Origin of the sequence: Enterococcus haemoperoxidus ATCC BAA-382, from assembly GCF_000407165.1 — a bacterium.
GTDB classification, from domain to species: domain Bacteria; phylum Bacillota; class Bacilli; order Lactobacillales; family Enterococcaceae; genus Enterococcus_L; species Enterococcus_L haemoperoxidus.
Genome location: NZ_KE136479.1, coordinates 558,738 through 581,925 on the forward strand (window position 1 = coordinate 558,738; position 23,188 = coordinate 581,925).

The window sequence follows — 23,188 nt, forward strand, 5'->3', positions numbered from 1 at the left end:
AGAAGCTGGCTCCATTTTTTTTTTGATTGATTGAACAAGTGTTACTTAGAAGTAGAAAATAAAATTGGATACAAGACTTTATCAAAGAGGTTTTCCATAAATGCAATCTTTGGTATAATGTATGAAATACTATCTGAAAATCGGATGACTAGTTGAATTAAATCATAAATACGATTAGAATTAGAGTAATCTAAACCAATAACAAATAAATTGAAATGAAACGATAAACTAAATAAAGATCATAAGGATGGATAATATGAGAAGAAAAAGCGTATTGTATTTAGATGTCGCAGAACAAATCAAAGCAGATATTATGAATGGGACATATCCTGTCGGTTCATTATTACCAACAGAAGCCGAACTTGAACAGTTATTTGATGTCAGTAAAATCACAGTTCGTCGTGCAATCGAATTATTATCATCAGAAGAATTAGTAGAGAAAAAAAGCGGAAAAGGAACGACTGTCTTAAGCAATCGTCCCTATAATAAATTGTCCAAAGCAGGCACGTTTACAGAGTATTTAAATGATTCAGGTCAAAAAGTTTCAAAAAAGATTTTGAATTTAGAAAAAATGACATTTACACCTGATTCTCCTGTTTATCAAAACTTAGGCGAAAAAGGTGTGAAAGTTTCTCGTTTATACACACTAGATGACCAACCGTACATCTATTTTAACTATTTTCTACCTGTCAGCCTGAGTGATGTGCCATTAGAGGCGTTTGAAAAAGAATCGTTATATCGCCTGATGGATCAGCATGGAATCGAGATCATAAAGTTTGAAGATAGTTTTCAAATAGTGGAATTGACCGCAGATCAGCAAAAAATTCTAGCTACTTCTGAAAAAAGCGGACTAAAAAGAATTCGTAAATCAATTGGTCTTTCTGGAAAAATTGTTGAGTTCTCTGAAGCAATCTATAATACAGCTCTTCATCCTTATGTGATTGAATATGAAGCTTAAAAAAATAACAGGTTACTTACAAAAGTGTAAGCAATCTGTTATTTTTTTCTATGGTACGTTTTGTAAAATTGGAATAGACTATTAAAGTAGAGAAAAGGAGCGATAAACATGTTACAAGTAGAAAATTTATCCAAAACGTACGGACAAGAAATTAAATATGAAGCCTTAAAAAAGTTGAATTTAACCGTTAATGACAGTGAATTTATTGGAATCATGGGACCTTCCGGAAGTGGGAAAAGTACTTTTTTGAACCTTTTAGCAACGATCGATCAACCCACATCTGGGCATATATTAATGAATGGAAAAGATCCGAATCAGCTGAATCAAGAAGAAATCGCTAAATTCAGACGAAGAGAGTTAGGATTTATTTTTCAGAGCTTTAACTTAATGCCGACTTTAACTGTAGAAGAAAATATTGTTTTGCCGTTAACGTTGGATGGTGAAAAAATTTCCGTGATGAAAAAAAAGCTCAATCTTTTAGCTGATCGTTTAGGAATTGCGAGTTTGCTAAAAAAACGAATCGCAGAAATTTCTGGTGGTCAAGCACAACGTGTCGCCGTAGCTCGTGCAATGATCCATCAACCGCAATTATTATTGGCGGACGAACCAACAGGAAACTTAGATACAAAATCGTCAAAAGATGTAATGCAGTTATTGCAACAACTAAATGAAGAAGAAAAAGCAACGATTTTAATGGTGACCCACGATCCTTTAGCAGCAAGTTATTGTAAACGAATCGTGTTTATTAAAGATGGTGAATTGATCGATGAAATCCATCATAATGGAAATCAAAAGATGTTTTACGATGAAATCATGGTGAAACTATCTGAGATTGAAGGTGTCGATAATGAGTTTTAGTCAATTTGTTATTCGAAACACCTTACGAAATAAGCATCTGTATATGGCTTATTTCCTAAGTACGCTATTTTCAGTAATGGTATTTTTCACGTTTACAGTATTTGCCTTTCACCCAGCATTGTCTAATGGATTAAATCAAAAGGCTCAAATCGGTATGCTAGCAGCAGCGATCATTATTTACGGCTTTGCATTTTTCTTTGTCCTGTACTCGATGGATGTCTTTATTCAATCTAGGAAAAAAGAATTTGGTTTGTTAATGATACAAGGGATGAGTCCAAAGCAACTTAAAAAAATGGTTTTTATTGAAAATTTAGTGATTGGTTTTTTTGCTACAATTATCGGAAGTATTGCTGGAATCGGTTTTTCTCAAGTGATTTTATGGTTAAGTAATAAATTGATGCATGTGGATTTTGGATTCTATTTCCCAGCACAAGCACTTGCGTTAACGATGGTTTCATTTGCAGTTCTCTTTTTAGCTATTTCTTTTTTCATTCAATTCCGTTTACCGAAGTTAACCTTACAGGAATTACTAAAAGCAGGCGATCTTGGAAAAGGGACAATCAAAAGCTCACATATTAAAACGATCTTAGCTATCTTATTGATTGGCGTAGGTTATGCTGTGGCATTGTTAGTTAAAGGGATGCTAGTACCATTTGTTATGATTCCTGTGATTTTCTTAGTTGTGGTAGGTACACGTTTTTTATTCAATCAGTTAAGTGTTACAGTTATTGAACGTTTAAAGAAGAAAGAAACGATTTTTTGGAAAAAAACGAATATGGTCGTTTTCTCTGATTTAGCTTTCCGAATGAAGGATAATGCGCGATCGTTCTTCTTAGTATCCATTATTTCAACTGTAGCTTTTGCTGCTATTGGTACGCTATATGGTTTTCAAAATATGATTTTAGATGGTATGAAGCAAATTCCTTATGAGTTCCAAATATCTGGAAAAGCAGAAGACACAGACTCTATAAAACAGAACTTTACTCAATTGTTGGCGGATAAAGGGATTCAAGTGGATGAAGGTCAATTAACGACATATACAAATGCAGATCAAATTAGTTTTATTAAAGAATCTGAGTATAATCATCTCGCAGAATTGATTAAAAAACCAACGATTCAAACGCAAGGTAAAGCTGTTCAATTACTACCTACGGGTGTTATGGGCGTAAAAGAAGGTACAATAAATGAAGTGAAACTTCCGGATGAAGAGACATTATCTGTCGCTAAAACAGAAAAAACGAATGTTGTCTCAGCTTATGGCACAACAGTAGTCGTACCAGATGCTACTAATCTACAAAATTTGGAAAGTTCAACAATGACTGTTTGGCAGCCTAAAAATGCTAGCTACGAGAAGCTAGTTTCTGTTGGTAAATTTCAAGATAAGAACATGCTTTTAATGGCAAAAAGTTATTCGCAACAAATGATTACAAATGAATATGCACCTATTTTATTCGTGGGTATCTTTATCGGAATCGTCTTCTTTGTTTCAGCTGGAAGCTTCCTATATTTCAGATTGTATAGTGATATGGATGTCGATGTAGAGAAATTTAAGATGATTTATAAGATGGGATTAGCGAAGAAAGAATTGAAAAAAATGATTTATCAGCAAGTTGGAATTCTGTTCTTTACACCAATCATTGTTTCTGTGATTCACGGAGCAGTAGCATTAACCGCGATGTATCATATGTTCAATCAAGGAATGCAACTGGCAGGTTGGCAAGTATTAGGTGTGTTTATTCTGATTCAAATCGTTTATTATCTTATTGCTCGTATGTTCTATTTCAATAAAGTTTACCGTTTAGTACAGGCATAATGAAGAGAAGAGCGTGGGACAAAACTAAAAAACAGTTTTGTTTCGCGCTCTAAACCCGAATAAACGGCGAGAAAAAAGCAGATCCTTCGGAAATAAGTTGAAATTCACAAAAATTTGAAAAGCAATTTTCGTGAATTCCCTCTTATTTCTCGGAGCTAAACGCTTTTGTCTCGACCTCCTTCTCCGATTAATTATGGTTCCACGATTCCTTGGTCGTCAATTCGCCCAGAAATTTCAACATCATTTTCAGCGTAAAATGATAACGGTGTATCAAGAGTTTCGGGAGACTTTACAGCTTCCAACATATCTTTTTTGAACTGATTTATACCCTCGTCAGTTGTCGAATCATATAAGACCGTGGCATGGCCTAAATCAAATGGCAAAGAATCGAGATGGCTGTTTTGGAGTTGGATTACTTTTTTATTCAGCGCTTTAGCATAACCTAATTCATAATAGATATTTGGATCGTGACTAGATAAATCAATAATAACCAAGTTCGCTTTTTCTAAACCATCATGAATGTTTTGCTCAATTTGATGGTGATCTTTACTCATTTCAACTTTTAGCAAGTTAAATCCTAGTTGATTTTTGGCAAAAGTATCTTGGATATAACCAAAGAGTAGATCATCATGACCTTTAAAATTGCTGGTATTTTCATTGATTGGTGTCGCGAAAAAACATACGTCAGTGTTCATCATAAAAAACCTCTTTTCTTAATTTTAATTATAGCAACGATATGAGTGTAGAACAAACAATAGGAATGAATGCTGCTGAAAGTGGAATCAGGGAGATAAGAAATGTCTAATTGTACTGACTAACCTAGATAACATATAGACAAATCGGGTACAATAAGTTATAGTATGAAGCGAATGTTTAGAAGAAATGAGGCAGAAAACTAGTGGAAAAAGCATCCATTTATGGTTTAACAAAAGAAGAACTAATCGCATGGTTCATTGAACATGACGAGAGAAAGTTCCGGGCCACTCAAGTATGGGAATGGCTTTATATCAAACGTGTCATGGCATTTAGCGACATGACGAATTTATCAAAAGATGTCATTGAATTATTAGAAGAAAACTTTATTATCAATCCATTGCGCCAAGTAATCATCCAAGAAGCAAAAGATGGCACAGTGAAATATCTTTTTGAATTACCAGATAAAAACATGATTGAAACAGTCTTGATGCGCCAAGAATATGGTATGTCTGTTTGTGTGACAACGCAAGTGGGTTGTAATATTGGCTGTACCTTCTGTGCAAGTGGTTTGCTTAAAAAGCAACGCGATTTAACTGCCGGTGAAATCGTCGCTCAAATCATGCTCGTGCAACATTATTTTGATGAACGTGGTGAAGGTGAGCGTGTAAGTCATATTGTGGTGATGGGAATCGGTGAGCCGTTTGATAACTACGATAATTTAATGAATTTCCTACATACGATCAATGATCCAAAAGGGTTGGCAATTGGTGCTCGCCACATTACTGTGTCAACAAGTGGCTTAGTTCCTAAAATCAAAGAGTTTGCTAATAATGGACTGCAAGTCAACTTAGCGATTTCTCTGCATGCACCAAATAATGACGTTCGAACATCGATCATGCGAATCAATCGTAGTTTCCCGATTGAAAAATTAATGGAGGCTGTTGATGAGTATTTGGAAAAAACGAATCGTAGAATCACGTTTGAATATATCATGTTGAGTCATGTGAACGATCTACCTGAACATGCACAACAATTAGCTGATTTATTGAAGGATAAGAAGAAATTAACTTTTGTTAACTTGATTCCGTATAATCCAGTTAGTGAACATGATCAATATAGCCGCAGTGAAAAAGCGGATGTGTTGAAATTCTATGATATTTTGAAGAAAAACGGTGTGAACTGTGTTATTAGAAAAGAATATGGTACAGATATCGATGCAGCTTGCGGACAATTGAGAAGTAAGCAAATCAAAAAAGCTGATAAAGTTAGATAAGCCTAAAAAATCCTGATAAACCAAAATGGTTTTATCAGGATTTTTTTTAGGCTTCATCTAAAATAGTAAACCCGTAATCAATAATATGTTCTTTTAAATAGCGTAAATATTCTTCCCCCATTATAGATAAAGACATCTGAGCAGGATGAATCCAGCCAATCTCCATTGTTTCATCAACTTCAAGAGGCAGTGCAACGATATTCTCGTCGTTCAATTCTCGACTTAATACACCTGAACTAATCGTATAACCATCAAGGCCAATCAAAAAATTGAACAATGTTGCTCGATCGCTGACACGGATACTTTTCTTATGATAGCGTGTGCTTAAAATTTCTTCTGAAAAATGAAAGGAATTAAATTGTCCTTGTTCAAATGAAAGATAAGGATAATCCTCTAAATCTGCTAAAGTTACTGATTTCTTTCCAACTAAAGGGTTCTTTTTACTAATAAAAACATGCGGGTGAGCTGTAAATAAAGGATGAAAGATCAGTTTTTTCTCTTTTAATAATTTGCGAATTACTTTTTCGTTAAATGTATTCAAGTATAAAATGCCTAACTCACTTTGAAACGTACTGACATCCTCAATAATATTATTTGTTTGCGTTTCTCGAAAAGTAAATTCATATTCATTTTTTTCATAGGATCTAATCAATTGTACAAACGCATGAACGGCAAAAGCATAGTGTTGAGCTGAGACAGAAAATAATCTGCGGCGAGTTTCCATTCCTTTATATTTCTCTTCCATCAAATCGACTTGCTCCAATATCTGGCGGGCGTATGATAAAAACTCAGTTCCTTCAGTTGTTAGAACCATTCCTTTTTGTGTCCGTTGAAAAATTTGAATATTCATTTCTTGTTCTAGTTCTTTGATGGCAGTTGAAAGGCTTGGCTGAGTGATAAAGAGATGTTTGGCCGCTTCATTAACTGAACCCAATTCAACGACTTTCACGATATAATCCAACTGTTTGATTCGCATGAAACCAATCCTCCTTCTACTAAAAAAACGGTACTAATTTTCCTAGCTTTAACAATAAAAAATTGTAATTTATTTCTAACTGAAGTATATCATACATCATAAATGTTTATAAAATAAAAAACTATGAAAAAAAGAACTATTTTTTCATAGTAGAATATCGATTTTTTGAACTTAACTGAATGAACTATTTACGTTAAAATTCAACTTGAATCACTTGTACGCCTTGCTTTTCGATTTCTCGAATCACTTCAGGAGAAGCAAACGTGTCCGTTATCAAGTAATTGATATCTTTGATTTTCCCGCTAGTAAAGTTAGAAGAAAAACCAATTTTACGATAGTCTGCAACAACGATTACTAAACCATTTGTTCGTTCAATAATCAGCGAATTTATTTTAGATTCATGTAAGACAGGTGTCGTGATACCATTTTCAATACTGAGTCCAGAACATCCAATAATTGAAATGTCAGAAGACATTTTTGAAAAGGAGTCAATGGCAATATCACCAACCAATGCTTCTTTAGGAAAACGAATTTCACCACCAGATAAAATCACCGTTGAATTTGGATTATGATCAAGATTAGCGACTTTAACATTGTTAGTAACGATTGTCACACGTTTATCTTCTAAATTTTTTAAAGAAGACAATGCAGTTGACCCAGTATTAATAAATAAGGTATCGCCGTCTTTTACAAATTCAGCGGCTTTTTTTGCGATTGCGCTTTTTAAAATTTCGATTTCTTCATTGTAATCTTCCGTTCCAGTTTTTTGAACGATTTGAGCCTTCCCATGGGCGCGACGGACTAACCCCATTTTTTCTAAAGCAGTTAGATCACGACGGACCGTTATCTCTGATACTGCAAGATTTTGGCTTATTTCTTTTACGAGTAGACTTGTCTCGTTCTTTAATAATTCAAGCAGATCATCTCGGCGAGCTTTGATCGTTTTGTGCGAACTTTTCATTTAAAATCCTCCTTTCTAAATCCTTTGTACAATTGCAAGTGTATTTCCTAGTGCTTTTGCTTCTTTTAATAAACGATAACCTTCAGATGTTTCATTGAGTTTAAGTAGACATTGTCCTTTTAGGTGTAAAAGATAAGTCAGTTCTCGATTATTTAGTCGATTTTTATCAATTAATTCCAATTCACTTAAACACTTTATATTTCTATTTTGATGGAAATAGTTCATTCCTGCAATTTCGTTCCATGAAAATAAACCACGCATTTGTTTCTTTTTAACATTTTTTAACTTGAACAAGTTTTTCAAGCAATTATTTAAATTTTCTTCGTCTTTTAAAAAAGAATAGCAATACAATTGCGTATGATAATAAATGAAGAGGTAATCCAATGTGGAATGAAAGAACTTCTGATTATTATCTAAATGGTTCAAACAACGTTTATAATTTCCTTCGTCCAATAAGAGTAAGCTATCAAAAATAATAATAGACTGTTTGAAGCCATTAAACAAATCTTTTTTTTGTAGAGTCTCTTTTAAAGCGGCAGCTTTATTTAGGTCACAGTCAACAGTTAAAGCATAAATCATTTTTTCATAGATACTTTTTAAATACTCAAAGAGAATAACAATGATTAGCACAATACCTCCTAAGCAGCCGAAAATAAGCTTAGAACCTAATTCTTGAGAACTAGTGACTAGATAGTAAATATAGATGGCAAATAACAAGTAAATAACCCATAAAAATATTTTTTTTCCAAAGTAAATGCTTTTCCAAACTAAATTCTTCATATTCTTCACCTCATCGAAACTATATCATAAAAAAAGTGATATGAACATAAAAAAAGACGTTATGATCTATAATAAATGCATTTTTTATGAAAACGTTCTTAAAACGAATTAAACGATCTTATAAATAGATTGAAAACGGTTTAAAATATTGTAGAATGAAAAGTGTAATTGAGATTGAAACAATATGGAGGGATCATATGGCAACAATTCATGATGTAACAAAAGAAAGTTGGATTTTAAGTACTTTTCCTGAATGGGGAACCTATTTAAATGAGGAGATTGAACAAGAAAAAGTCGAGGTAGGAACGGTTTCTATGTGGTGGTTAGGTTGTACCGGAATTTGGTTGAAATCACATGAAGAAACGAACATTTTATGTGATCTATGGTGTGGAACTGGAAAAAGAGCGCATGGAAATGGAAAAATGAAAAAAGGCCATCAGATGATGCGGATGAGTGGATGCGAAAATATGCAGCCAAACCTCAGAACACAGCCTTTTGTTATCGACCCATTTGAAGTTAAAGACGTGGATGCTTTGGTGGTTACCCATATCCATTCAGATCATTTGGATATTAATACAGCTGCTGCAGTTCATCAAAATTGCCCAAATGCACGTTTTATTGGTCCAAAAGAAGTTGTTGATACTTGGTTAAGGTGGGGAATTCCAGAAGAAAAAACGACAATTGTAAAACCTGGTGATCGTGTTTCAATCAAGGATGTAGACATCGTAGCATTAGAAGCTTTTGACAGAACGGCCTTAGTAACTTGTGAAGATCCGGAAATAACATTAAAAGGAAAATTACCTCAAGATATGGATGAAATTGCTGTTAATTATTTATTTGAAACAAGTGGCGGTAATATTTATCATGCTGGGGATTCTCATTATTCCAATATGTTTGCTAAACATGGTAATGAACACAAAATCGATGTTTGTCTAGGAGCTTATGGAGAAAATCCACGAGGAATTACTGACAAAGTGACGTCAGTCGACATGTTGCGTATGGCGGAATCATTAAATGCGAACGTTGTTATCCCGGTTCATTACGATATTTGGGCAAACTTTATGGCTGATCCAAAAGAAATAACGGAAATCTGGAAATTCAAAAAAGATCGTTTGAATTATCAATTTAAACCTTTTATCTGGCAGGTTGGTGGCAAATTCACCTATCCAAACGATAAAGATAAATTAGAATTTAACTTTTATCGTGGGTTTGATGATGTCTTTACAATAGATAATGATACACCGTTCCCATCATTTTTATAAGAAAGGAGAAAACGAATGCTAAAGTATTTTTATGATAATGATTTGATTCGGTTTTGTGATAAAACACCTGATAATTGGGAAGATGCTGTGATGCTTAGTTGCCAGACATTGCTGGAAAAAGAAGTTATTACACAGCAGTATGTAGATGAAATCGTGGCGTGTGTTCAAAAATATGGACCTTATATCGTGATAGTTCCAGGTGTCGCTATGCCACATTCTTCAGAAGATAGCCAAGGTGTTTTAGGAACAGCCATTTCATTTACAAAAATGAGTCATGATGTAATTTTTGAAGAAGGAAATAGTGAAAAAAATGCACGTCTGTTTTTCACATTAGCAGCTAAAAACAGTGAAGAGCATGTAGAAAATATTTCAAAATTATCAGAAATGTTGATGACTGACGGGTTGATCGAAGCATTGATGACAGTAAATACAATGGAGGATTATCAAAACGTAATGGCAACTTTTGATCTATAGAAAGAAGGGGAGTAAATGACACAAGTATTAGATTTTCTAATGGGAATTTGGGATTATTTTGCGGCGAATATTTTGACACAGCCAGCATTTTTAATTGGTTTTATTGTTCTATTAGGGTATGTTTTACTCAAAAAACCATTGTATGAAAGTATTGCTGGTTTCTTAAAAGCAACTGTCGGCTATTTGATCTTAACTGTTGGTTCAGGTGGTTTAGTGAATAATTTTCGGCCAATTCTAGTGGGATTAAAGGAACGCTTTAATTTAGATGCGATGGTCATTGACCCTTACTTTGGTCAAAATGCTGTAACTGCAGGAATTGAAGAGACCTTTGGACGAACGTTTAGTGACACGATGATTTTATTATTGATTGCATTTGTCATGAATATTTTATTAGTTCGTTTCAAAAAATATACAAAATTGCGTGCGGTTTTTACAACGGGAAATGTTCAAATTCAACAGGCGGCAACAGCATTTTGGATTTTATTATTTTGTTTTCCTAATTTAGGACAAATTCAAATACTATTGATCATGGGACTTATTTTGGGCTGTTATTGGGCAGTTGGATCGAATTTAACAGTTGACATTACACAAGATTTGACTGAAGGTGCGGGCTTTGCGATTGCTCATCAACAGATGTTTGGTGTTTATATCTTTGCTCGATTAGCTGAAAAAATGAAAAAAGATAAAAATAATCGAAAGCTGGAAGATGTCCAATTACCTGGTTTCTTATCGATTTTCAATGAAAACATGGTTGCAACGTCAATTCTGATGCTATTTTTCTTTGGAATTATTTTAGTTGTGTTAGGCCCCGCTTATTTAATTGAGGCAGGATTCATGGTGGAAGGACAAAGTTTCTTATTTTACATTTTACAAACAGCGTTATACTTTGCCGTTTATCTGGCCATTTTACAATTAGGGGTTCGGACATTCGTTTCAGAGTTAACAGAATCATTCCAAGGAATTTCAAATACATTATTACCAGGTGCAGTGCCTGGAATCGATGTTGCTGCAACTTTTGGTTTTGGTTCACCGAATGCTGTGACGATTGGGTTTTTATTCGGTGCTTTAGGACAATTCATAACGATTGGCTTATTGATTCTATTTAAATCACCAGTGATTGTCATTGCAGGATTTATTCCATTATTCTTTGATAATGCGGTGATCGCTGTTTATGCGAATAATCGTGGCGGATTCAAAGCAGCATGTATTTTCCCATTTATTTCTGGTGTGATTCAAGTACTAGGATCTGCTTTAATAGCGGCATTTATCGGGTTATCACAGTATGGTGGATATATTGGTATGTTTGATTGGGCAACCGTTTGGCCTGTGATGACATTATTAATGAAATATTTAGGTTATTTTGGTGTTGCACTAGTGGTGATTGCACTGCTAGCAATTCCACAATTACAGTACCGAGCAAATCCAGAAGGATATTTCTTGATTGCTGAAGATTATGATGAATACGTAAAAAAAATGACAGCAAAAAAAGTTTAATATTAGTTAGTTTCAAGAGCTAGCACTGTGCCTTGCTTCGAGCGTATCAGTTCAAGTTTTAAGGATTGATGGATTCGAGAAAAATAGAAAAAATAAATGAGACAAAGAACGTCGGGGTCATTTTTTCTATTTTCCTTTCAAGGCTGAATCAGCTCTTTAAGTTTTGAAATTATATGAGGAGGAAATTAAGATGAGAGTATTAGTATCTTGTGCAAATGGATCAGGAACCAGTTTAATGATGAAAAAAAGTGTGGAAAAGGCGTTGAAAGAATTAGGATTTAATATTACCAATATTCACCATTGTGCCATTTCTGAAGGAAAAAGTACGGCAGGACAATATGATGTTGTATTTTGTCCAATGAATTTTTTGAATATGTTTGATGATGCTAAGAAAAAAGGGATTACAGTTGTTGGTGTAAGAAATGTCATGTCTGCTAAAGAAATCAGTGAGCGTGTGCAAGAAACTGAGTTAGCTGCGAAATTTAAATAGGGATAGTAAAGATGAGGCTGGGGAACATTATAATGTCCTAGCCTCTTGAAAAATGAAAGTAAGGAGAGCGAAAAAATGAGTAGACCTAATTTACAAGTAGCGTTAGATCATTCTGATTTACCTAGTGCAATCAAAGATGTGGTTGCAGTTGGCGAAATTGTAGATATCGTAGAAGTCGGGACGATTCTTTGCTTGCAGGCAGGAGCAGAAGCAGTACGCTGTATTCGTGCATTATACCCTGATAAAAAAGTAGTTGCAGATACAAAATGTGCAGATGCTGGTGGAACTGTTGCAAAAAATTGCCGAGAATCTGGGGCAGATTGGATGACGGTCATTTGTTGTGCAACGATACCAACAATGAAAGCTGCTGCAAAAGAAGTAGAAGAAATCCAAGTTGAATTATATGGAGATTGGACATATGAGCAAGCACAAAAGTGGTTGGATGCAGGGATTTCTCAAGCTATTTATCATCAAAGCAGAGATGCACTTTTAGCAGGTGAAACTTGGGGAGACAAAGATTTGACCAAAGTAAGAAAATTGATTGAGATGGGATTTAGAGTTTCGGTTACGGGTGGATTGGATATAGAAACATTAAAACTATTCAAAGATCTCGATGTCTATACGTTTATTACTGGTCGAGGGATCACAGCTTCTGAAAATCCTAAAAAAGCTGCACAAGATTTTCAAGCAGAAATCAAACGTATTTGGGGGTAAAGTTTATGACTACAATAGGAATCTATGAAAAAGCACTCCCTAAAGATATTGACTGGAAAGAACGTTTACTATTAGCAAAAAAATTAGAGTTTGATTTTGTTGAAATGTCGATCGATGAAACAGATGAACGTCTTCAAAGGCTAGACTGGACAAAAGAAGAGCGAAAAGAAGTAAGAGAGGCAATTCATGAGACTGGGGTAAAGATATTATCGATTTGTTTAAGTGGACATCGACGTTTTCCCTTTGGTTCTGAGGATCGGAGCAAACGAATTGAAGCGATGAACTTAATGGGAAAAGCAATAGACTTGGCTTCCGACTTAGGTGTTCGCACCATTCAACTTGCTGGTTATGATGTTTATTATGAAAAGAAAACGTTAAAATCCAGAGAGTATTTCATTGAAAATTTAAAAAAAGCAGTTGCAATGGCAGCAGCAAAAGAAATTGTGCTTTCAATAGAAATTATGGATGATCCATTCATAAATTCTATTTCTAAATTTTTGAAAATCAAAGATCAAATTCGCTCACCTTATCTACAAGTGTATCCTGATGTTGGCAATTTATCGGCTTGGCCGGAAAATGATGTTGGTTATGAATTAGAAATCGGAATTGATCAGATTTCTGCAATTCATTTGAAAGATACTCTGGCTGTAACGGAACAGTTTTCTGGTAAATTTAAAGAAGTTCCCTTTGGAAGTGGGTGTGTAGATTTTTTAGGGTGTCTTAAAACCTTAAAGCGCTTGGAATATAATGGGCCATTCCTGATTGAAATGTGGAGTGAAAATAGTGAAACACCCGAAAAAGAAATCGAACAAGCAAAGGCATTTTTATTTCCTTATTTGAAGGAGGCTGGGTATCGTGACAAATAAATTACTAGTAGATGAGATGAAAGAAAGAGTTTTTGCTGCAAATCTAGCTTTACCTAAAGCAGAATTGGTAAAACTTACGTGGGGAAATGTTAGTGAAATCAATCGGGAAGCAGGCTTGATTGTAATCAAGCCAAGCGGTGTTTCATACCAAACCATGCAAATGAAGGACATGGTTGTAACTGATCTAAATGGAGAAGTGTTAGAAAAAGGAATGAAGCCTTCATCAGATCTCGCTACACACGTTGAATTATATAAAGCTTTTAAAGAAATCAACTCAGTAGTACACACTCATTCAAAACATGCAGTAATGTGGGCACAAGCTGGTCGAGAGATACCGGCTTATGGTACTACTCATGCAGATACTTTTTATGGGGTTGTTCCTTGTACACGTCAACTATCCTCAGAAGAAGTAACCTCTGCCTATGAAGAGGAAACAGGAAAAGTAATTGTTGAAACCTTTAATGAAAAAAAAATTGATCCTTCGGCAGTTCCTGGAGTACTAGTTTATGGACACGGACCGTTTACTTGGGGGAAAACGCCACAACAGGCGGTAGAAAATAGTATTGTTTTAGATGAGATAGCTGAAATGGCTTGTGCAACGGAAGTTGTAAATGATTCAGTAATGCCGATTCCTCAATACCTTTTAGATAAACATTTTTTTAGAAAACATGGTAAAAATGCATACTATGGGCAATCTTAAAACATAGATTCTTTTTGATTAGTAGTGTAGATAAGTCTGATAAGGACTTTGTCTGCACTTTTTTGTTTTTTTAAAGAAATGATAGTTTGAATTTTATGTAGTACTTGAATTTAAATTTAGAAAAGCTATACTAGAAAAATAACTTAAAAGAGAGAAAGAGGATGAGTATGGGGGAGAATCAATTAAAACGTGAAATTTCACTATTTGGCGCTTTTTCAACAGTTATGGGAACTGTTATTGGTGCAGGGGTCTTTTTTAAAACAGCAAGTGTAGTTAGTTTCGCTCATTCACCAAGTTTAACGATTTTTGCTTGGGTATTAGGTGGTGTTTTAACTTTATGTGCAGGTTTGACAAGTGCTGAATTAGCTACAGCTATTCCAAAAACAGGAGGAGCTGTTAAATATATTGAATATACATATGGAAAGTTGCCAGGCTTTTTGCTAGGGTGGGCACAAAGTGTAATTTATTTTCCAGCTAACATTGCGGCCTTATCGATTATTTTCAGTACACAATTTATACACTTATTTCATTTATCAAATAATCTTTTGTTACCAATCGCGCTTGGAACAGGGGCAAGCGTCACCATAGTTAATTTATTAGGTACTAAAAGTGCAGCAAATTTACAGTCTTTTACATTAGTAATCAAGATGATCCCAATCGCTTTGATCGTGCTAGTAGGATTTTTTATGCCAGCCAATGTAGAAGTTTCATTATTTCCTATTAAAGCTGGTGGAGATAGCAACTTTATTCAAGCACTTAGCGGCTCATTACTAGCAACAATGTTCGCCTATGATGGTTGGTTGGGTGTTGGCGCTGTAGCAGGTGAAATGAAACGACCAGAAAAAGATTTACCAAAGGCAATATTTTTTGGCTTGACGTTTATCACGATTGTCTACGTTTTAATTAATTTTGTTTTTCTTAAAACATTACCAATCGAACAGCTTTCTGGAAATTTGAATGCAGCGTCAGAAGCATCAAATCAAATTTTTGGTTCAATTGGCGGTAAGGTAGTGACGATTGGGATTTTGATTTCTGTTTATGGTGCATTAAATGGGTACACGATGACGGGAATTCGAGTTCCTTATGCTTTAGCATTAGAAGAAATGATCCCTTTTAGCAAGCAGTTTCAAAAGCTGTCTAAAAAATATGTTGTTCCTTATGTAGCAGGTATTTTTCAGTTTGGTATCGCAGCCGTCATGATGTTTTTTGGTAGCTTTGATTTGTTAACAGATATGTTAGTGTTTGTTATGTGGCTATTTAGTCTTTTGATTTTTTTTGCAGTATTTATTTTAAGAAAAAAAGAGCCTGAACTCAATCGCCCCTACAAAGTCCCTTTTTATCCAGTAATTCCTATTATAGCAATTATTGGCGGATTGTTTATTTTAATCACTACACTGTTTACACAAACGATATTAGCCAGTATTGGTATTGGAGTGACCTTATTAGGAGTTCCTATTTATCTGTTAAATCAAAAGTCAAAAGCGGTAAAAAGTAAATAACTTTCATTTAATGTCAAGAATTTATCGCTTTTTAATAAGAGTTTGATAAAATTGGCCAAAATTATTTGGTATAATGATCTTGATCTAAGTCTTTGTCATCAGATAAAGCATGACTCTTGCTTAACCCTTTTAGGCAGGAGTTCATTTTTCTCAAAAATTTTAATAAAATTAACAATTTCTGAAAGACATTCTAGTCAAATTTTTAGTATAATGGATATATCAAAACGATAAACTATTTTGGGGAAGATAGTGCATCAGAACTCTTGGTAAAGCTATAAATGTTGAAATATCAACATTTATAGCTTTATTTTTTTACTTTTAAAACGAAGGATTAGTATGGGGATGGGAAAATGGAACGCTTTATCTAACTATTTGTTAAAGTAATTCGAAATAAATAAGGTGTTAGAGGTTAACAAGGTAAGCAAAAAAGATAAAATTTGTGGATACGATTTAATTATCATGAAACCAGGACAAAACTTAAGATGTTTTGTTCTGGTTTTTTTGCAATAATATTTAGTTTAATTGCGTATATTATTTTAAGGAGGGAAGTAGATGGATATTAAAGAGTTTTCATTGAGCTTGATTGAATGGGGAATGACAGAATGTATTCAGGATATCTATGTTTTACCTGTTGAGAATAAGGTTCAGGTATTTGCTAGGAGAGGCAAAAGCCGAGTTATCTTTAAAGAACTAAACGAAAGTGAGGGAGAAAAATTAATTTTTCATTTTAAATTTATCGGCAGCATGGATGTAGGTGAAAAAAGGAAGGCGCAAGTTGGTTCAGCGACATATGCAATCAATCAAAATATTGTTCGCTTACGATTATCAACAGTTGGTGATTTTAGACAAAGGGAGAGTCTAGTTATTCGCTTTTTGCATATTTTTGGAACTAGTCGGGAAAACTATTTTTTGCCCCAGCAATTAACCATTATTAGAGGACAAGTTAAACGCCGTGGGTTACATTTATTTTGCGGACCTGTTGGCTCAGGTAAAACGACGTTAATGTACAAATTAGCGAAAGAGACAGATCAATTTCAACAAGTAATCACAATAGAAGATCCTGTTGAAATCGAAGAAAAAGCTTTTTTACAGTTGCAGACTAATACTAAGATTGATTTAACTTACGATGTATTGATCAAAGCCTGTTTACGTCATCGTCCTGATATTTTGATTATTGGAGAGATTAGAGATGGACTTACCGCCCAAGCTGCAATTAGAGCCGCACTTACAGGACATACGGTATTTGCAACGATTCACGCAAGAAGTATCACTGGAGTATATGAACGGCTCATTGAACTAGGCGTTCAGCAAAGAGAGATTATTGAATGTGTGGCAGGTATTATTTACCAACGACTATTACCTTTTCGGACTACTACTGAAGAAGAAGTCAGTGGGTTACTTATGGACTATGATTTTTCCGGAAAAAAAACCTCTAACTGGTTGAAAGAGTTAAGAAAGGTTTGGGCATATGGATTTATTGATAATCAAACATTTGAAGAAGAAAAAGAGCATTAAACTATCAAAACAACAACAGCAGTTGTTTATTCAATTATTGGCTGATTTGTTAAGTAATGGATTTACAATTCAGGAAAGTTTAGCATTTATGAAAAAATCCCGCTCAATTTCAAAATCAGCAATTGATTCTTTGATTAACGTTATGGAACGCGGAGATCCGCTACATAGCAATTTAGCTGGATTGGGATTTAAGACGACCGTCATTACGCAAATTGAATTTGCTCAAACGCATGGAGATGTAGCTGGAACATTAAAAAAAATCAAAGAACATATGAAAATTGTTGATAAACAACAGCAAAATTTCTATAAGGTTATTAGCTATCCTGTGTTACTTTTACTTTTTTTAACAGTTGTTTTGATTAGCATTCGTCAAGTTTTATTGCCTCAACTAATGGCAAACGGAACGATTCAGGTAGAGAATATAGGGATTCAATTTATTCAGAAAAGTCCTTATTATATAGTGACATTTTTAGTTAGTTTAGTAATTTTGAGCCTTTTGGTTCGTGGTTATTTGAGCAAAAAAACTTTTTTTCAAAGAGCTTTGCTTGTTTCGAAGATCCCTTTTTTAGGAAATCTTTATAGAGAATATAATTCAGCATTTTTCGCACTTGAATGGGGAAAATTATTTTCTCAAGGATTAGAAATCAAAGCGGTCATTCAATTGATGCAAGTGACGGAACAACGATCCTTAATGAGTGAACTTGCTGAAATGATCGAAGAGCAATCAATGTTAGGGCATACGTTTTATGAGCAATTACCAAAATTTTCCTTCTTTTCTCCAGAGTTGTCTTTGATTATTCAACAAGGTCAGGTCAAAGGGAACTTAGGAAAAGAATTGATTTTGTATAGCGAACTGTGCTGGCAACGCTTTTTTAAACGAATGGAAAAATTGATTCAGTGGATTCAACCGGTTATTTTCTTAGTGGTAGCATTTTTAGTTGTGAGTATCTATGCAGCGATGTTGTTACCAATTTATGGTGGAATGGAGGAATTTTTATGAAAAAGAAAAAACAACGAATAAATTACAAAGGGTTTACCTTGTTAGAAATGCTTGTTGTGCTACTAATAATTTCTGTCTTAATTTTATTATTTGTTCCGAATCTTTCAAAACATAAAGAAGGAGTAGATAAGAAAGGCAATGAAGCGATTGTTAAAATAATAGAAACACAAATGGATCTTTATGTTATGGAAAAAAATCAAACGCCAACACTAGAGCAGCTTTTAAAAGATGAATATATTACGCAAGAACAATTTGAGAAATATCAAGCAAACAAGAAATGATCATGAATAATATGAAAGGTTTTACTTTAATAGAATCGTTGATCGTTGTGTTTATTTGTACTATTTTTATGTTGCTTCCAACACTCGCTATAAAAAAATGGAAACAAGTGTTAGAAGTCGATCAATTTTTATCCTCATTTGAAAAGAAATTGCTTTTCACACAACAAATGTCTGTTGTCAATACAATAGACACTCAGATTGTATTTTTTGAGCAGAGTCAGCAAATCCATTTCTTGATTCCAAAAAGCGAGCATACATTGGAAACAGAAATATTGGAAATACCAGTGACGTTAATAGCTAATGGGCCTGATAAAATCACTTTTAAAAAGGGGTCAGGTAATAACGGGAAGTTATCAAAATTTTCTTTTTCATGGACACAAAGAAAACAATTAATTGAATTCCAATTTCAGTTAGGAAGTGGTCGCTATCTTAAAAAAATCAAACAACTATAGCGGATATATATTACTAGAAAGTTTAGTTGCACTTGGATTATTATGCTTGATAACGGGAAGTTATATATCAATCAATACATTTCTACTAAAGAAAAATAAGCAAGCAACGAATCAATTACAGCTTCACAGAGTTTTGTATGAAGAAATGAAGCGTTATGAAAATCATGGTGGACTGTTGACTCAAGACATACATTTAGAAAATAGTCACTATCAACTAAAACTTTATAATACTGAGAATAAGTTGATAGAAGTGGAGATTACAGATGGAAAAGAGAGCTTTACACTTAAAAAAGAGTGATACACAGAATAATTTTTTAGGTTTTACCTTAATTGAATGTTTACTTGCGTTGTTTTTATTATCGATTATTTGTATGCTTTTTTCAGCTTCAATTAAAAATGCTAGCTTGGTGACTAGCTATTTAAAAAGTGAACAGATAAAAGAATGGCATATATTTGTGATCCAATTAGAAAACGAGTTAAAAAATTGTCGCTATGAGAAAACGCAGGCAAATAAAATTATTCTAAAAAATAAAAAGAACAGTAAAACGGTGTGGATCGAATATAAGTTAGGTAAGATTGTAAAGGTAGAAAATGGCGGTTATCAGCCACTTCTGATGGAAGTTAAACGAGCGAATTTTATAGAGGTTGATAAAGCCATTGCGATGAAAGTGCTCTTTGAGAATAATTTGCAGGTCGAAGCAAAATGGATTATCACAAAGGAACATGAAAATGAATAAGCGATACAAAGGCGGAGTTTTACTGACGACATTACTGTTGGTCTTTTTATTTAGTTTTATTTTTATGTTAGTTTTAGAAGACTTTCAGCTGACACAGAAATTTACAAAAAATACCAAAGATTACTATGTGGCCAAAACCATGGTAAGTATGTTTCTTTACGATATTAAGCAGGAGCAAGCATCACTTGAAAAAGAAGGACAGCAAAGATTTTCTTCTGGTATATTGGAGTACAGATATGATCAAACAACGATAAAGTTTATCATTCATATAAACCAAACCACGTATGAATTTCAAGAAGAGTATCGGGTAATGAAAAAAGAGTCATCTTGAAGTAAAATAACGTCACTTGAATTTTAAAAATAAGAGTAATTGAAAATTTGTGAAACGTGTATCAAAGAAATAATAAAAATAACTAATACAGAGGTGAGTTTTTAAATGAAATTATATTAGAATCTATTTAATATTTTTGTAAAAATAAGACTAGTTCGCTGATTTACAAATATTATTAGGAAATTGATTGATTATTGTCTGGTTTTTCGTTAAAATAGAACAGGTATGAAAATTGTTATATTATAGATGGAAATTGAGGTGTTTCTTTTGTTCCCTGAGAAAATAGAAAAGGCTTTCGGTTTAATGGAACAGGCCATCGGAATACTTAAACGATCTTTAGATACTTCTTTTTTGGATGCCTACACTGAAAATGGTGAAAATATCATTGATAATTATCAAGTACGTGTAGTAGATGGGGTCCCCGATGAGCAGACTGTTCAAAAACTTAAAACCATTTATGACCAACTACAAGCAATCGAATTGGAACCAGAAGAAATTAGACGTTTGTCTCAGTTGATTTTACTTAAAGGGAATAAAGCAGAGTCCTTACAGGCAAATCATCAACTAACACCGGATAGTATTGGTTTCTTGTTTGTTTATTTGATTGAACAACTTTACAGTCCTGATCAATCACTAAAAATACTGGATATTGCAACAGGGATGGGTAATCTTCTTTTGACGACGGTTCTTAACTTGAACTTAGCGAACTATACAGTTCAAGGCTTTGGTGTGGACATCGATGATACGTTACTTTCAGTTTCAGCTACCAATAATGAGTGGACACAGGCTACGATTCAACTATTCCATCAAGACGGATTGCAGGACTTACTTGTTGATCCTGTCGATGTAGCAATCAGTGACTTACCGATTGGCTATTATCCAAATGATGAAAAAGCCAAAGAGTTTGATTCAGCGGCAGATGAAGGTCACAGTTACGCTCATCACTTATTGATGGAACAAGCGATGAAATTTGTTAAACCTAATGGCTATGGACTGTTTTTGATCCCAACGAATATTTTAGAAACAGAACAGAGTTCATTTTTCAAAAACTGGCTGCAAAAAAATGTTTATCTGCAAGGGATGATTCAGTTACCAGATGAGCTTTTCAAATCTGAACAGTCAAGAAAAAGCATTTTGTTTGTGCAAAATAAAGGTGAACATAGTGAGCAAGTAAAAGAAGTGCTTGTAGCAAAATTAGGTTCGTTAAAAGATCCTGCAAAAGTTACACAATTTTTTCAACAATTTGAGGCTTGGAAGTCTTCAAATTTAAAATAAAACAACTGATAAAGAGGAGAGTATTATGTCTAAAACAATTGCAATTAATGCTGGAAGTTCAAGTTTAAAATGGCAGCTATACCAAATGCCAAACGAAGAAGTTATCGCTAAAGGAATCGTTGAACGAATTGGTTTAAATGATTCTATCTTTACAATCAAATATGGCAATGACGAAAAATATGAAGAAATCATTGACATCAACGATCATGATGTTGCAGTTAAAATGTTATTGGATAAATTAACTGAATTAAAAATTTTGGCTTCTTATGATGAAATTACAGGTGTTGGACACCGTGTAGTTGCAGGTGGAGAAGACTTTAAAGATTCTGTAGTTATCGACGATGAAGTTTTAGCCAAAATCGAAAAATTAGCAGAACTTGCACCTTTACACAATCCAGCGAATGCAATGGGAATCAAAGCATTCAAAAAAATCTTACCTGAAATTATCAGTGTTGCTGTTTTTGATACATCTTTCCATACAACAATGCCAAAACACAATTTCTTATACAGTATTCCAACTGAATACTATGAAAAATTTGCTGCTCGTAAATATGGTGCGCATGGAACAAGCCATAAATTTGTTGCTGAACGTGCAGCGGAAATGCTTGGCCGTCCAATCGAAGAATTAAAAATCATTACTTGTCACTTAGGTAACGGTGCGTCAATCACAGCGGTTGATGGTGGTAAATCAGTAGATACATCAATGGGCTTCACACCACTTGCAGGTGTAACAATGGGGACTCGTTCTGGAGATATTGATCCTTCTTTATTAGCTTACCTAATGGAAAAACTTGAATTGACTGATATCAAAGACATGATCGATATTTTAAATAAAAAATCAGGTTTACTTGGTTTGACTGGTATCTCTAGTGATATGCGTGATTTAGAAGCAAACATGGATAAAGAAGCTGTTCAAGTAGCGTACGATATTTTCACAGACCGTATCCGTAAATACATTGGTAGTTATGTAACTGTATTAAACGGTGTTGATGCAATTGTCTTTACTGCTGGAATTGGTGAAAATGATTCACACGTTCGTAGTGAAGTAATCAAAGGCATGACTTGGTTCGGTTGTGAATTAGATGATGAGAAAAACAATGTTCGTGGAAAAGAATCAGTGATTTCTACAGAGGATTCTAAAGTTAAAGTATTATTGATTCCAACTGACGAAGAATTGATGATTGCTCGTGATGTTGAGCGTCTAAGAAAATAATATTCACAAAAAAAGCAACTCGACAAAAATCGAGTTGCTTTTTTATTTAAAAAATTATTCTTCGTCTTGTTGAACTGGAATTTTATTGTCTAAATCGGTTCTGACCACAAGTACATCACAAGCGGCGTTTCGAATAACATATTCAGAAACAGAGCCAATAAATAAACGTTCAACAGCATTTAAACCTGTTGCCCCCAACATAATCAAGTCAACTTCCTGATCTTGAGGCAGTTGTTTGGCGATCAAAGGTTTTGGAGCACCATATTCAATGACACTAGATACTTTTTCACATCCATGTTCTTTTGACTGTTTTTTGTATCCTTCAAGTGTTTGCTTGGCCATCTCTGTTGCTTGTTCAGCTAAGACACCATCAAATGAAGAAACAGATTGAAATGCTCGGGTATCAATCACATGAGCTAATAGTAACTCTGCATCATTTCTCATAGCCACATTCATTGCTTTTTGAAAAGCTAATTCCGCTTCTGATGATCCATCAACAGCAACCATGATTTTACGATAATTTTGTAACATTGTGATCACTCCTTTTCAAATAGTTTAAAATAAATAGTT

Annotated in this window: 26 protein-coding genes; 21 read left to right on the top strand and 5 right to left on the bottom strand. The window is 34.1% G+C overall.

The genetic code is table 11. From position 1 onward, the window contains the following. The first annotated feature begins 256 nt into the window (after positions 1 to 256). The 3 genes from I583_RS02675 (at position 257) to I583_RS02685 (ending at position 3,629) form a co-directional block, all read left to right on the top strand. On the top strand, positions 257 to 958 hold the full coding sequence (locus tag I583_RS02675) for a GntR family transcriptional regulator (RefSeq protein ID WP_010763014.1): 702 nt from the start codon (positions 257 to 259) through the stop codon (positions 956 to 958). Positions 959 to 1,066: 108 nt separating this feature from the next. Then, positions 1,067 to 1,816: an ABC transporter ATP-binding protein gene (locus I583_RS02680; protein ID WP_010763015.1), complete on the top strand. Its 750-nt coding sequence runs from the start codon at positions 1,067 to 1,069 to the stop codon at positions 1,814 to 1,816. After that, on the top strand, positions 1,806 to 3,629 hold the full coding sequence (locus tag I583_RS02685; RefSeq protein ID WP_010763016.1) for an FtsX-like permease family protein: 1,824 nt from the start codon (positions 1,806 to 1,808) through the stop codon (positions 3,627 to 3,629). Before I583_RS02680 ends, I583_RS02685 begins: the two co-directional genes overlap by 11 nt. 191 nt (positions 3,630 to 3,820) lie before the next feature. Here the strand turns inward: I583_RS02685 and I583_RS02690 are convergent, their stop codons facing one another. Then, positions 3,821 to 4,327 (bottom strand): nucleoside 2-deoxyribosyltransferase, encoded by a 507-nt coding sequence (locus I583_RS02690; protein ID WP_034682618.1) that lies wholly within the window; start codon positions 4,325 to 4,327, stop codon positions 3,821 to 3,823. 200 nt (positions 4,328 to 4,527) lie between these two features. Here I583_RS02690 and rlmN point away from each other — a divergent pair, with 200 nt between their 5' ends. Next, complete coding sequence (gene rlmN, locus I583_RS02695) at positions 4,528 to 5,598, top strand: dual-specificity RNA methyltransferase RlmN (RefSeq protein WP_010763018.1); 1,071 nt, start codon at positions 4,528 to 4,530, stop codon at positions 5,596 to 5,598. Between the two features lie 46 nt (positions 5,599 to 5,644). On the opposite strand, the gene I583_RS02700 is transcribed toward rlmN, so the two are convergent. The 3 genes from I583_RS02700 to I583_RS02710 form a co-directional block, all read right to left on the bottom strand. Beyond that, complete coding sequence (locus I583_RS02700; protein ID WP_010763019.1) at positions 5,645 to 6,574, bottom strand: LysR family transcriptional regulator; 930 nt, start codon at positions 6,572 to 6,574, stop codon at positions 5,645 to 5,647. Positions 6,575 to 6,767: 193 nt separating this feature from the next. After that, positions 6,768 to 7,535 carry a DeoR/GlpR family DNA-binding transcription regulator gene (locus I583_RS02705; RefSeq protein ID WP_010763020.1) on the bottom strand — a complete coding sequence of 256 codons (768 nt, stop codon included), beginning with the start codon at positions 7,533 to 7,535 and terminating at the stop codon, positions 6,768 to 6,770. A 15-nt stretch (positions 7,536 to 7,550) separates the two neighbouring features. Beyond that, a complete protein-coding gene (locus I583_RS02710; protein WP_010763021.1) occupies positions 7,551 to 8,315 on the bottom strand; it encodes a hypothetical protein in 765 nt (254 codons plus the stop codon). A 197-nt stretch (positions 8,316 to 8,512) separates the two neighbouring features. Between I583_RS02710 and ulaG the strand changes: the two genes are divergently transcribed. From ulaG to I583_RS02795, 17 genes are all read left to right on the top strand, one after another. Next, positions 8,513 to 9,577: an L-ascorbate 6-phosphate lactonase gene (ulaG, locus tag I583_RS02715; protein ID WP_010763022.1), complete on the top strand. Its 1,065-nt coding sequence runs from the start codon at positions 8,513 to 8,515 to the stop codon at positions 9,575 to 9,577. Between the two features lie 15 nt (positions 9,578 to 9,592). Then, positions 9,593 to 10,051 (top strand): PTS sugar transporter subunit IIA, encoded by a 459-nt coding sequence (locus I583_RS02720; RefSeq protein WP_010763023.1) that lies wholly within the window; start codon positions 9,593 to 9,595, stop codon positions 10,049 to 10,051. A gap of 15 nt (positions 10,052 to 10,066) precedes the next feature. Beyond that, positions 10,067 to 11,545: a PTS ascorbate transporter subunit IIC gene (locus I583_RS02725; RefSeq protein WP_010763024.1), complete on the top strand. Its 1,479-nt coding sequence runs from the start codon at positions 10,067 to 10,069 to the stop codon at positions 11,543 to 11,545. 190 nt (positions 11,546 to 11,735) lie between these two features. After that, positions 11,736 to 12,035, top strand: a complete 300-nt coding sequence (locus I583_RS02730) for a PTS sugar transporter subunit IIB (RefSeq protein WP_010763025.1) — start codon at positions 11,736 to 11,738, stop codon at positions 12,033 to 12,035. Between the two features lie 75 nt (positions 12,036 to 12,110). Continuing rightward, positions 12,111 to 12,749, top strand: a complete 639-nt coding sequence (locus I583_RS02735; protein ID WP_010763026.1) for a 3-keto-L-gulonate-6-phosphate decarboxylase UlaD — start codon at positions 12,111 to 12,113, stop codon at positions 12,747 to 12,749. A gap of 5 nt (positions 12,750 to 12,754) precedes the next feature. Then, on the top strand, positions 12,755 to 13,615 hold the full coding sequence (locus I583_RS02740; RefSeq protein WP_010763027.1) for an L-ribulose-5-phosphate 3-epimerase: 861 nt from the start codon (positions 12,755 to 12,757) through the stop codon (positions 13,613 to 13,615). A 16-nt stretch (positions 13,616 to 13,631) separates the two neighbouring features. Further along, entirely contained in the window at positions 13,632 to 14,315 is a 684-nt protein-coding gene (locus tag I583_RS02745) for an L-ribulose-5-phosphate 4-epimerase (RefSeq protein ID WP_167584581.1), read from the top strand. Between the two features lie 167 nt (positions 14,316 to 14,482). Beyond that, on the top strand, positions 14,483 to 15,814 hold the full coding sequence (locus I583_RS02750; RefSeq protein WP_010763029.1) for an APC family permease: 1,332 nt from the start codon (positions 14,483 to 14,485) through the stop codon (positions 15,812 to 15,814). 552 nt (positions 15,815 to 16,366) lie between these two features. Continuing rightward, entirely contained in the window at positions 16,367 to 17,329 is a 963-nt protein-coding gene (comGA, locus tag I583_RS02755) for a competence type IV pilus ATPase ComGA (protein ID WP_010763030.1), read from the top strand. Next, positions 17,283 to 18,329 (top strand): competence type IV pilus assembly protein ComGB, encoded by a 1,047-nt coding sequence (gene comGB, locus I583_RS02760; RefSeq protein ID WP_010763031.1) that lies wholly within the window; start codon positions 17,283 to 17,285, stop codon positions 18,327 to 18,329. Before comGA ends, comGB begins: the two co-directional genes overlap by 47 nt. After that, positions 18,326 to 18,610 (top strand): competence type IV pilus major pilin ComGC, encoded by a 285-nt coding sequence (gene comGC, locus I583_RS02765; protein ID WP_010763032.1) that lies wholly within the window; start codon positions 18,326 to 18,328, stop codon positions 18,608 to 18,610. The genes comGB and comGC overlap by 4 nt, the downstream gene beginning before the upstream one ends. Positions 18,611 to 18,612: 2 nt before the next feature. Continuing rightward, positions 18,613 to 19,062 (top strand): competence type IV pilus minor pilin ComGD, encoded by a 450-nt coding sequence (comGD, locus tag I583_RS02770; RefSeq protein ID WP_034682620.1) that lies wholly within the window; start codon positions 18,613 to 18,615, stop codon positions 19,060 to 19,062. 46 nt (positions 19,063 to 19,108) lie between these two features. Continuing rightward, entirely contained in the window at positions 19,109 to 19,360 is a 252-nt protein-coding gene (locus tag I583_RS02775; RefSeq protein ID WP_244264858.1) for a type II secretion system protein, read from the top strand. Beyond that, on the top strand, positions 19,326 to 19,799 hold the full coding sequence (comGF, locus tag I583_RS02780) for a competence type IV pilus minor pilin ComGF (protein ID WP_010763035.1): 474 nt from the start codon (positions 19,326 to 19,328) through the stop codon (positions 19,797 to 19,799). The genes I583_RS02775 and comGF overlap by 35 nt, the downstream gene beginning before the upstream one ends. Then, positions 19,792 to 20,130 carry a competence type IV pilus minor pilin ComGG gene (comGG, locus tag I583_RS02785; protein ID WP_010763036.1) on the top strand — a complete coding sequence of 113 codons (339 nt, stop codon included), beginning with the start codon at positions 19,792 to 19,794 and terminating at the stop codon, positions 20,128 to 20,130. Before comGF ends, comGG begins: the two co-directional genes overlap by 8 nt. 267 nt (positions 20,131 to 20,397) lie before the next feature. Next, positions 20,398 to 21,405 carry a class I SAM-dependent methyltransferase gene (locus I583_RS02790; RefSeq protein WP_010763037.1) on the top strand — a complete coding sequence of 336 codons (1,008 nt, stop codon included), beginning with the start codon at positions 20,398 to 20,400 and terminating at the stop codon, positions 21,403 to 21,405. 25 nt (positions 21,406 to 21,430) lie between these two features. Then, positions 21,431 to 22,618, top strand: coding sequence for an acetate kinase (locus I583_RS02795; protein ID WP_010763038.1), 1,188 nt, complete (start codon positions 21,431 to 21,433; stop codon positions 22,616 to 22,618). A 54-nt stretch (positions 22,619 to 22,672) separates the two neighbouring features. Here I583_RS02795 and I583_RS02800 read toward each other — a convergent pair whose 3' ends face one another. Beyond that, a complete protein-coding gene (locus I583_RS02800) occupies positions 22,673 to 23,149 on the bottom strand; it encodes a universal stress protein (protein WP_010763039.1) in 477 nt (158 codons plus the stop codon). Positions 23,150 to 23,188 lie beyond the last annotated feature (39 nt).